The sequence below is a fragment of the Clostridium frigoris genome, from assembly GCF_018861865.1.
Taxonomy (GTDB): Bacteria; Bacillota; Clostridia; order Clostridiales; family Clostridiaceae; genus Clostridium_AD; species Clostridium_AD frigoris.
Genome location: NZ_JAHLDV010000048.1, coordinates 14818 through 27710, shown reverse-complemented (window position 1 = coordinate 27710; position 12893 = coordinate 14818). Strand labels below are relative to the sequence as shown.

Genomic DNA, 12893 nt, shown 5'->3' with positions numbered 1-12893 from the left:
GTAGGTGTATTAAACTTACCCAAAATTATAATTCAAACAAAGTAAAGCACCAACAATTCGTTGGTGCTAATGTTTCACTTAATTTGGGACATTTTCAAAAATGATTGACAGAATAACAGATGTTGTAAAGTACAATTTTGTAATAACCAATACAGGGAATACAGTGTTACAAAATATGTCTTTCATAGATGCTATTCAAACTGAATCATCATTTAATACAGGTTCTGTGTTTGTAAATGGAATTAATCAGCCGCTATTTAACCCGAATTCTGGTTTTTTATTAAGTGATATAGGAATTGGTCAATTTACAACAATAGAATTTACAGTTACGGTAAACTCAATACCAACTAGTGGAACCCTTTTAAATACAGGTTCTGTAACATTCTCATACTATGTTGATCCATTAGGTTCACCAACAACAAAAACAATAACTTCTAATCAAACCACAGTTAACATTAATGATACTATTGTTTCTGCTACTAAGGCAGTAGATAAAACTATAGCCAAAATCGGAGATATATTAAATTACTCTTTTATCCTTAGAAATGAAGGCAATACACCTGCCTTAAGTGTATTTTTTACAGATTTACTAAACAGTAATATCTTATTTAATGCAGGTTCAGTAATTATTAACGGAACTCCGAGCCCACTTTCTAATCCAAACCTAGGATTTTCATTACCTGAATTAGCGGCACTTGGAACTACTACAGTTTCTTTTAACGCAATGGTTCTAACAAGGCCAACAAATAACGTTGTACCCAATTTTGCAACTATAGACTATCAATATAGAATCGATCCACAACAACCATTAATTCCAGTAAGCATAACTACCAATACTGTTTTAACATTTATTGCTACTGGTGAAATTACTGTTACAAAATCTGCAAATAAAATATATTCAACTGTTAACGACACCATAGTGTATACAGTTAGTATAAAAAATACAGGTTCTGTTAATGCAACAAATATGAGTTTTAAAGATTTAGTTCCAGGTAGTACTTCATTTATTTCTGGATCAGTATTAGTAAATGGTGTGATACAAAACACTTACGATCCAAATGTAGGGTTCCCATTACCTGATCTGATTCCAAATGCAATAAACCTAGTTAGTTTTGCTATTAAGGTAGATTCATTGCCAACAAGTGGAACTATCATTAACACTGCTGCAGTAACTTTTAGTTATAAGCTTACACCAACAGATCCGACAGTAACTATCACTACAAACTCTAACAGTGTAACTACCTTCATTAATTTAGGAAAGCTTGTTATAACTAAATCTGTTGATAAAGCTTATGCGACCCTTGAAAATATATTGGCTTATACTATAACACTTCAGAATGTAGGTAGTGTGCCAACTTCAAATATTTTCTTCCAAGATATTATACAGGCAAATGCATTATTTAATAGCGGATCTGTGGTTATAAATGGTGTAAGTAGTCCAACGTTAAATCCTAACACGGGATTTAGCCTTGCAGATATAGCAGAAGCTATAATAACTACTGTTTCATTTACTGTAACAGTAAAATCTGTTCCGTTAAATTCAATTATTTATAACACTGCAAATGCAAATTATAGTTACTATATTGATCCTAGCGACCCATTAATAAATGTATCAGACCAAAGTAACACTGTTGCAACCCAAATAAATTTAGGTAAGCTCACAGTTACTAAAGCAGTAAGTTTAGCCTATGCAACGCCTGGTGATACTTTAGATTATACTGTTAATGTAGTAAATTCAGGAAATGTTACTGCGACATCAGTAAACTTCAGAGATGTTATTCCTACGGGAGCAACCTTTGTAACAGATTCTGTTACAATAAACGGTGTTATTCAGCCAGGCTTAGATCCATTTAATTCTTTTACTTTAGGTACAATAAGTGCTGGTGACTCTGCTATAGTTGGATTTAAAGCTATTGTAACATCTGTTCCAGTTCCATCATTAATTTCAAATATAGCAAATATAACTTTCACTTACAGAATTAATCCAGCAGGACCTGACATTATTAATCAAACTAATAGTAATGTTGCAACTACCCAGATAAATTTGGGACAATTGACACTTACTAAATCAGTAGATAAAACCTATGCCACATTAAATGATATATTAACCTATACTGTGGTTGTAGCTAATACCGGAAATGTTGATGCGCTTAATGCAGTATTTTTAGATAATCTACAATCAGATGTAACATTTAACACAGGTTCAGTAACTATAAATGGTCAAAGTTATGTGGACTATGACCCTAATGTAGGTTTCAATCTAGGAACAATCCCTACTTTGGGAAGTCTAATAGTATCATTTAAGGTAACGGTAACAACGGTGCCTACGCAGATTACGGTACTAAATTATGCTATTACAACCTTCAACTACAAGATTGATCCAAATGGTCAAGATTATACTAAATCAACACGATCAAATACAGTTTTAACCTATATAAGATTTGCTAGTTTAAAATTAGCAAAAACAGTTGACTTAACCTATGCAACAATAGGAAATACCTTAAACTATATAGTCGTTGTTACAAGTACTGGTAATACAGCTGTAAATCAACTATTTTTTATTGATATATTATCAAATGGAGCAACATTTAACACTGGTACAGTAATTGTTGATGACATTCCTAGACCAACTTTTGATCCAATAGTTGGATTTAATCTTCCAGACTTAATTTCAGGAAATACCTCAACAATTAAATTTACAGCCACAGTAATATCATTACCAGTACCGCCTGTGGTTACAAACTATGCTACAGCTAATGGCGTTTATAAAATTGACCCAGCAGGGCCTAATTATCAAATAAGTGCTACTTCAAATACTACTTCCACTTCAGTAAATGTAGGTAATATATCTATAGTTAAATCTGTAAATAAATTATATGCGAATGTATTAGACACTTTGACTTATACGAATACAATAACTAATACTGGAAACGTTACTGCATCTAATGTAATATTTACTGATAACCTACAGCAGGAAATATCATTTGTTGGAGGTACTGTAAGGATTAATGGTGTAGTGAATCCTCTACTTGATCCTACAGTAGGTATTCCTCTAAATAATTTAGGACCAGCTCAGGTAGTTATAGTAGAATTTGATGTAAGAATAGATTCGCTACCATTGCCACCACTAGTTTCAAATACTTCACAAGTACAGTTTAGCTACAATATTGATCCGAATGGTTCTATTATAACAAAAACTAATTTCTCAAATACAGTAACAACTAATGTTGTATTAGGTCAGCTTACAGCTACTAAACTTGTAGATAAATCTATTGCTACATTAGGAGATGTACTAACGTTTACAATTAATACGATTAATACAGGTAATGCTATTGCTAGTAATGTTATGTTTTATGATACACCTTCTGTAGGTGCAACATTTAATCCTGGCTCAGTATTGGTAAATGGCGTACCTCAAATTAATTTTAACCCAACGGTGGGCTTTAGCCTTGGAGATATTGGTGTAGGTAGGGTGGTAAATGTTATATTTACTGCAACTGTGACTTCAGTTCCGGTAAGCAGTAAAGTTACTAATCAAGCCACTTTAACTTTTAAGTATCTTGTAGATCCTAAAGAACCTCCTTTTAGTAAAACCACATTCTCAAACGTTACCACTACGAATATTGCTCTTGGTAAGTTAAGTGTAACCAAAGCAGTTGATAAGGCGTTCGCAACTATTGGTGAAAACCTCACTTATACTATTGTAATCACAAATATTGGTAATGTAGATGCTACTAATGTAATTTTCTTAGACCCTACACCTGCAAATGTTGTGTTTGTAATTGGCTCAGTAACTGTAAATGGAACACCTCAGCCAACCTTCAATCCAGCAGCAGGATTTCCTCTAAATACAATTAAACCAGGTGAAATAGTAACGGTGGTTTATAGAGTACAAGTAATAATTTAATATAAAATCATAATGGCTAACATCAATATACTTTGGTGTTAGCCATTTTATTAAATTGCATTTGCGAACAAATATATTCTTATTGAATAAAATAATATAAAATATCATTTTTAAATTACTTAAAAGAGGATGTTAGATTAAGATGATAAGCAAAGATAATATTTATTTTGAAGTTATAAAACAATTGGATTATAAAGAAGAAAAAGAAAATGAGAAGGTAAAATTTTTTACAGACTTTAATGTAAAACGAAGTATCTATACTCCTTCTAATAATTGCAAACCAATCATTATCAGTAATTCCAATGCTTGTCTTGACATAAATAGCTGCAAGTTAATAGATACAATAAAAGGAACATCCCTTGAGGGTCAACATTTATCTAGTAAAAAACTTCTGATTTTGGGTAATGTAATATTTACTTTGTATTTTTCTATACCATATATATGTGACCATTTATTTCATATTGATGAAATTGTTCCATTTTCAGCTTTCATAATAGTACCAGCTAGTACTAAAGAAGATGGTATATTTAGATTTAAATATATGATTGAAGATGTTACCTCCACTCTCCTTTGTAAACACAAGTTATTTTTTAATGCTTCCCTTTTCATACAGTATTTGGATGATTGTTAGGTAAGGCTAAAAGATATGGAAGTAACAAATCAATGCAGAGTGGATTTTAATTATAGGCCAATACCTCAAGGACCGGTAATAAGTAATACTATCTTCAGTAATACTGTTAAAACAATAATTATAGAAAAGTTAGTTATTGCAGTAAAGAAAGTAGATAAACCTAATGCCTGCATATTTGATATTCTTACGTACACTGTTTGTTTAAAAAATAAAAGTATGTATTATGTTTCTAATATTTTCTTTCAAGATATTGTTCCTTGTGGAGTAAAATTTATATGTGGTTCTGTAAAAGTGAACTGGATTAAAAATAAGAAAGCAGACCCAAATAAAGGATTTTATATAGGAACATTAAAACCATTTTCTAAATGTTTTGTTTCATTCAAAGTTGTAGTTTTACCATTAACATTAAAGTTAGTATTAAAAAATCGTGCTTTTATAACTTATGATTATGTTTATAATTTAGAAAAACCTCCAATAAGGGTCACCATAAAAACAAATATGACCTATACCACTGTTAAAAATATATTGTTCAAACAGATTAATATTTCAAATAAATTTGGAATTCAGAATCCTTACATTTGTCTTAATAATTTAATAAAGATTTCTACTAAAGTAAATATAATTAAAACAAAGTTTGTAGACACGCCTATGGGAATTTCAGAAGAAGGCGCCTATTTAACAGGTTCCAAAATATTAATTATAGGCTCTGTAAAATATAGTATAACCTATCTTGATAGAGAATTTTCTAGAATTTGTAGTGAAAAATTTATTAAAGGCTTTTCAACATCAATAGTTGTTCCGAAGCTCATTTGCTACTCTGCAAAGCCTGAATTTAATATAATCAAAGAAAGCAAATTAAATACGCCTCTAAAGGATAAGCGTTTTGAGGTAGATACTACACTCCTTATATTCTTAATATAGATAGAAAATTTTATATAGGTACTAATTTTATTGCATAAGAATACAATATACTGTAATTCTTATAATAAAACTAAGGAAGTGTTTTTTATGGCAATAACTCCTGCTGATTTTAACGTAAGCATATCGCCCTCACCAATAAGTGTGACGGTGGGATTTACTCGCAATGTAAATTTATCTTTTTCAAATACAAGCCTCACTGAGAGAGGTTATAACCTAAAAGCAACACTTACTCTACCTGATGGGGTTTCTTATGCAGGTGGCGCTATACCTCCAACTTCAATTGTAGACGGACCGGGAGGCACTCTTATTCTTACTTGGATAAATATAAAAGATTTGGCACCCAATGAAATTGGATACCAACTTGGTGTTATTCTAAAAGCAGATGAATTCTTTAGGGATACTGGACTACCAGTTCCTTTTGATGTACCGCTTACAAGTGTTGACCTTATAGGAACAGTAGATACTCTCCCAAGAGGGAATGATGATCCTGGTAATGTTGAAATAAGTAAAACTGATTCATCTACATTTATACCACTTAGATACACTCTTACAAAAGCTGCTCCGGGGAAAATGCCAAAAGGGGCTGGACTCTTAAGTCCGGCTACAGCACCTCTTTGGCCATATCAATATACTTTAACCGTGGAGAATAATAGCCGTGAGCCATCAACAGTTACTTTAATTGATGACCTTGCAAATGGAGTGAGATATCTTAACGCTCTTTTGGTAACTGGACCAGATAGTGCTTTACTATCCTTCCCTACAGTAACTATTCCATCGGTAGGCCCAGGATGTCAGGATTTCGTAACTATTGACTGGGGAACTGTTGTATTGTCAACATTTAGTGTAAATACAATTGTATTTACTGCTGCAATATGGGATAACTATACAATAGGTTGTGCTGAAAACAGCGGTGCGAAAATTCGTCATATGGCACCAATGCAAAATGTTGCTACATTAACTGGATTATCTGGACCAGTTCAGGGAATAACTGTGACAAGCGCTATGGATATAACAATAGATAAAAGCGCAGTACCGTCACCAATTACAGATGTTAATGTGACCAATAATTATACCTTGACATATAGAGTAAACCAATATGATAACGTAGGAAATGTTATTATAACAGATACAATAAGTAATGCTCAGGAGTATGATGTAGGCTCTGCATCTTTAATACCAGTTAATCCTAATCCACCAATAAATATTGATGGAACAACAACATTAACGTGGAACTTAGGACTGCTTACTACAGGTACAACAGGTAGTATTACTTTTGATACTACAACAAGCACCAATTACTATTTACATGATCCTGTGGTTGCTGCAGATGGCATAAGCAACAGTGTTATTATTAATGGAATAAATCAGACAACTATAACACCTACGCCTGATAGTTCTAGTGTAAGGTTAGAAATAGTAGTTTCAAGTATTACAAAAGAAATAATTAACTACTTCTATAAGGATGGAACCCCTAAAACAAGTGATGTTGTTGCTCCCGGAGATGGGGTTGAGTTTAAAATCACTTATAGTGCTGTAGGAATAACTGCAGAGCAACGAGATATTCAAGTAGATGAATATGCACCACCGAATATGGGACCTTTGACCGCTGCGCTTCCCGTAACTTATGGTGGAACTCTTGGAACTTCATTTATTCCTGTTACTGTAGCACCAAATGGTCTAAGGTGGTTTTTAGGAACAGTACCTGGCAACACCTTGTGGACAGCTAATTTTATCATTCCAGTAGCCAATATTGATTTTGTAGGAGTAAATAACAACCTTGCAAAACTTGCAGGTATAAATACGCAAGGCCTTTCATATAGCAGCCGAGACCAAGTGGAAGTAAAATTTGGTCAGCCTAATATAAACTTTGTCAAAACAGTTACTGGACCGGATGTGAACGCTATAAAGGCGGGTGAAAATTATACCTATTCTGTTACGATTTCAAATCCTCAAAATTTAGCAGGGGATGTAACAGATGCCTTTGAGATGGATTTAACAGATGTAATACCTACAGGACTTATTTACACAGGAACCTCTAGTGTTACAGGTACAGGTACTCATTCCATTCCAGTATTTGCTGGACAAAATGTATCCATGACAATTAATAAACTTGCCCCTGGACAGAGTTTAACTTTAAACTATACTGTTTTAGTATCACCAACGGTTGTTAGCGGACAAAGCTATATTAATAATGCAGTGCTTCAAAGACCATATTCACAGCCAGATAGATCTTATCAGTTTCCAGGAGCACCGTTTACAGCATCAACAACTTTAAAGGCTCTAGGAATTACCATGACAAAGCTTGTAGCGCCTATTTTAGCGAAAATAGGGGATATAGTTACTTATATACTCGAGGCTACAGTTCCGCTTGGAACTACTGCTTTTAAGGTGAAAGTAACAGACAACTTTCCTGTAGCCACCCAAAGTTTTATAGCAGGCAGTGCTACTAAAGATGGACTACTAATAGTACCAACAGTATTAGGAGGACTAGTAACATTTCCAACTATTCCTTTTGTAGATGCAACAGCAACAGCTGTGACTATACTTTATTCTTTTGATGTTAGGGTTGTAAATGGGACTCATGTTCCAGATTTTATTGAAAATCAAACTGATAATGCAACAGTAGCATGGGACATTGACAATATTGGAACTCCAGCTGTTTCATTTAGTACCTCAGCGATCCTTGAAGTAAGAACACCTAACCTTACTGGTAGGAAAGAGCAAAGAAATGTGACAACTGGAGGGGCTTTTACAACAACAAATGTAAGCTATAATGTAGGAAATGTTATACAGTACAGAATTACGATAACGAACACTGGAGCTGAATCAGCATTTAACTCAGTAATAACAGATGTATTAAATCCACTTTTATCATTTAATGCGGGTTCTATTATTACAACCAATGGTTCAGCCTCTGCACTAGTCAATACCATAACCTGGAATATACCTGTTATTGCTGCAGGCGCCAGCGATACTATTACTTTTACTGTAACCACACTTAGTGGAGTAGGTGCTGATGGGAGAATTACAGATAATGCTTCTTTTATATATAACACAAATAATAACGGTTTTGGTATAAGTTATGGACCAATAAATACAAATACTGTCCAGATTGTAGCTCAAGCTGTAACCATTTTAAAGGTCGCTTTTCCTACTCAAGGAGAAATTGGAGATAATATTACCTATACAATAACTTTTACTGTGCCGAATGGAACTATAGCCTATACCCCAATATTAACGGATACTTTGCCAGTTGGTCAGACATATATCGGACCGGCAACAAGGCAAGATGGAATTGGCCCAATAGTAGTAGTTGTACCTACCGTAGTAGGGCAGATTATTACTTTTCCAACTAACCCTAATATAGATGCAAGCTTAGGTACAAGGACGCTTACCTACACATTTATAGCCAGAATAACTAGTGCCACTCACAGTACACCTTTTCAGGAGACTCAAACAAATACAGCTAATATTAATTGGGGACGAACACCCGTTGGTAATCGAGTAAATAGGACATTTACTGTTAATGTTACGGCAAGGACCCCTAATATTACTATATTAAAAGAGCAAAGGAATGTAAGTACTAGTGGAAGTTATACAACCTCAGATATTGCAGGCTTTCCAGGAGATATTATTTATTACAGATTTACAATAGCCTCAAATGGAGCTTCTCCTGCCTTTAATATTAATTTAAGTGATATACTCAGCAGTAAAATAACTTTTGCAGGGGGAATATTTGGACCTACTGTAGGCATAGTTACACCACCATTACCAGGGCCTGGTGGAACCTTAGCTTGGAATATACCTCAATTAAATAATGGCTTAAATGCAGTTTATGAATTTCAAGTAGGTATAAATAACGGTATAGGTGCAGGAGACAGCATACCTAATAATGCAACTTCTACCTATGATTCTAATGATATAAATCCAATAACTTATAACGAGAATTCAAATAATGTTGTTATAGATATTCCTTTGATTGCATTTGCAAAAACGGCCAATACTAGTGTAGCTGCTATAGGAAGCACAATAAACTATACTTTAACAGTAACACTTCCTAGTGGAGTAGCTGTAAATAACTTAACGTTTACAGACGTTATACCAGCTGGGCAAAATTATGTGCCATTAAGTTTTAGTGGAACACCAGCACCAACAGGCGCACTTTTAGCATCACCAAATCAATTGATTTATACAGACAATCTGCCAGTAAGAGTGGGACCATTAACTTTAATTTATACCTTTGATACCACTGTAATTAGCGGTACTACAGTACCACCTTATACTCAAACTCAAACCAATATAGCAGATGTACAATGGAGTATTACGCCGCTTGGACCGCTTGCATCGGTGTCTGATTCTAAGGATATAGAAATACGGTCTCCTCATATTATTGCATTAAAAGAGCAGAGGTTAGTGCCAGCAGGTAGTTTTTCAACAGCTCCACTTATAGGTATAGCTGCTTTAGATGTAGTAGAATACAGAATAACACTTACAAATGATGGGGCAGGAGATGCCTATAATGTAGTTACTACAGATACTTTAGACCCTTCTTTAAGTTATCTTAGTTTGACAAGTGTATCTGCAGGAGCGGTAACCCCTCCTCCACCAAGCGTTAATTGGACAATTAACCCTGGTACGATTATTGCAGGAACGTCTGAGAGTCTTGTGTTTAGAGTTACTGTAAACGTAGGACCGGCACCAGGCACAGCTGTGGTTGATCAAACTTCAACTTTATATGATACCTTTAGTACTAACCCTACTACGCTTGGACCTGCATTATCAAATGAAGTAGCATTTAACTTTAATGTTCCTGAAATTATAAAAAGTGTAGATAAAAATGGAGTGTTTGTAGGAGATATCGTGAATTACACTGTGGCTGTGACTATTCCTCTTGGTAATATAGCATATAATGTTAAAATTACAGACACATTCCCTCCAGAGCAGACTTATAATTCATCAAGTTTAAGAGTAGATGGTGTTCTTACGGTACCAGTAGCAACAAGCCCTTTGGTAACACCAATTATTCCAATAATAAATGCGACGGCAACTGCTGTAACAGTGCTCTATACCTTTTCCGCAACTGTTAATAGTATAACAGGACCAGGACCTCAGCAGGCTCAAGTTGATACTGCAACAGTGGATTGGGATTTAAGCCCTATAGGACCAGCTGGAGAGCCTCAAAGTAGCAATGCCACAGTTTATGTTACTAATAGTGACATTACCATAGTAAAAACTCAGAGTAATAATATAGCAGGCCCATACGTCCAAACGCCAATCCAAACCTCAGTAGGTAGTTTAATATACTATAAGTTATCAGTTACAAATCCCGGACCAAACACTGTATTTGATGTAGTGTCTAATGATACTTTTAGTTCATTATTACAAGTTATTTCGGTTAGTAATGATGCAGGGTCTGCAATTGTAGATGGAAACACAGTTACTTGGGCAATTAGTTCCATATTAGCACCGCCACCTATAATAACTTATAATGCTATTGTTACGGCTTTGGTTTTGCCTGGTGGAGGTACTGCAAGCACAATTCCAAATTTCTTTACAGCAGTGTTTAATGCAGCAAATCCACCACCAGAAATTGAGTATGGATCTAAAACTTCAAATATAGTTTTAGCAGATTTACCAACGCTTCAATTTACTAAGGCAGTTTCTAGTAATAATGTGGAATTAGGAGATATTATAACCTACACGTTATCAGTAATAGTACCAAATGGAACAATAGCCTATAATGTTGTAGTAGGAGATACTTTGCCTCCTGAGCAGAATTATGTGGGTAATGCATTTATAGGAGGAAGTCCCGTAACGGCTTCGCAAGTTGGGCAAACTATTACTTTCCCAGATTTACCAATTATTGATGCAACCGCTGGAGAGGTAACACTTGAGTTTACTTTTGAGGCAAGGGTAGTAATAGGCAATACGTCACCACCATATACCCAACTTCAAACCGATAATGCAAATGTTAACTATGAAACAGATCCTCAAGGTACTCCGGGAACGCCCTTAACATCAACCTTGGATATTACAGTAAACAATCCATCATTGTCTGTAACAAAAGCCCAGAGTAATGTTACTCAGAGATCTGGATTCATCACAACACCAATTTCTGTAAATACTGGTGATATAGTAAGGTACCAACTGGAGGCAACAAGTTCAGGAGCATCACCTGCTTACAATGTAGTTATAACAGATGTGATTGGACCTTTTGAACAATTTGTGGGAATAGAACAGATTTCAGCAGGAAGTGTAACTTACAATGCAATTACCAGGACTGTTACCTGGGTGATTGCTGTTATACCACCGAATACTGTATATCAATTACAATTTGATATACAAGTACTTCCAGGAGTTGGAGCGGGGGGGTTCAATACAGACATTGCTAATTATGTTTATGGAAGTAATATAACGACTCCAATCCAGTTTGGTCCTATTGATACAAATGAGGTACGACAGAATTACCCTAATATACAAATTACGAAAAGTTCTAATATAAACAATACTGTTATAGGAAATGTGGTAACTTATACTGTTTCGTTAACAATTCCTAGCGGTACTTTAGCATATAATGTTCAGCTTTTTGATACACTGAATGTAGGTCAGCAGTATAACGATAATGCCACATTGAATGGTGTACCTGTAATCCCTGATTCTGTTAGCGGGCAGTTAATAACTTTCCCATTAATACCATTTGTAGATGCTACAGCTGGAGCAGTAATTTTTATATATACATTTGAAGCTCTGATAGTTTCTGCAATTGTTGATCCTATAACACTTATTGAAACACAAATTAATGTAAGTAATGTAAGTTGGTTTATAGACCCCAATACACCTGCTGAGCCTGAGAGTGCTACGGCGCAGGTAAATGTTACTGATAGTTCAATTAAAATAACTAAACTTCAGAGAAATGTAACTAAGGGAGATAGTTTTATTGATATGCCTATAAGTGGATTCCCAAATCAGACCGTAGAGTACAGTTTGACTGTTACGAATACTGGAGCCAATCCTGTTTACAATGTAATAATCACAGATATTTTATCAAATGATTTATCATTTGTCTCAGCTGTATCTGTTCCAATAGGAACATTAATTCATAGCGGTGGCAATACTAATGGCGTGGTCATTTGGTCTTTTAGTCCATTAAATCCAGGTGATATAGTTACAGCTGTATTCTCGGTAACAATTGTAGGTAAGGCAACAGGTACCATTGCAAATTTAGCATCAGGCAGTTTTACACTTAATCCTGAAGAGCCGACCCGCTTTCAAGCACCAGACTCAAATCAGGTATTATTGGATGTATTACAACCAATAATACAAATTACAGGTTATTCATGTGCTACTATAGTTACTAAATGTAATAAAAAACGTAATAATCACGATTGTAATAAACAATGCAATAAAAGATACTAATGAATTTTTATAGATTTA

At 34.6% G+C, this 12893-nt stretch carries 4 protein-coding genes; all 4 read left to right on the top strand.

Annotated elements, in window-relative coordinates; genetic code table 11:
- The first annotated feature begins 100 nt into the window (after positions 1 to 100).
- The 4 genes from KPL37_RS15505 to KPL37_RS15490 all read left to right on the top strand — a co-directional run bounded on the left by KPL37_RS15505 (position 101) and on the right by KPL37_RS15490 (position 12875).
- On the top strand, positions 101 to 3907 hold the full coding sequence (locus KPL37_RS15505) for a DUF11 domain-containing protein (protein ID WP_216150836.1): 3807 nt from the start codon (positions 101 to 103) through the stop codon (positions 3905 to 3907).
- A 142-nt stretch (positions 3908 to 4049) separates the two neighbouring features.
- Positions 4050 to 4538 carry a hypothetical protein gene (locus tag KPL37_RS15500; protein ID WP_216150834.1) on the top strand — a complete coding sequence of 163 codons (489 nt, stop codon included), beginning with the start codon at positions 4050 to 4052 and terminating at the stop codon, positions 4536 to 4538.
- Positions 4539 to 4553: 15 nt separating this feature from the next.
- Entirely contained in the window at positions 4554 to 5459 is a 906-nt protein-coding gene (locus tag KPL37_RS15495) for a DUF11 domain-containing protein (protein WP_216150832.1), read from the top strand.
- An 87-nt stretch (positions 5460 to 5546) separates the two neighbouring features.
- A complete protein-coding gene (locus KPL37_RS15490; protein ID WP_216150830.1) occupies positions 5547 to 12875 on the top strand; it encodes a DUF11 domain-containing protein in 7329 nt (2442 codons plus the stop codon).
- Positions 12876 to 12893: the final 18 nt, after the last annotated feature.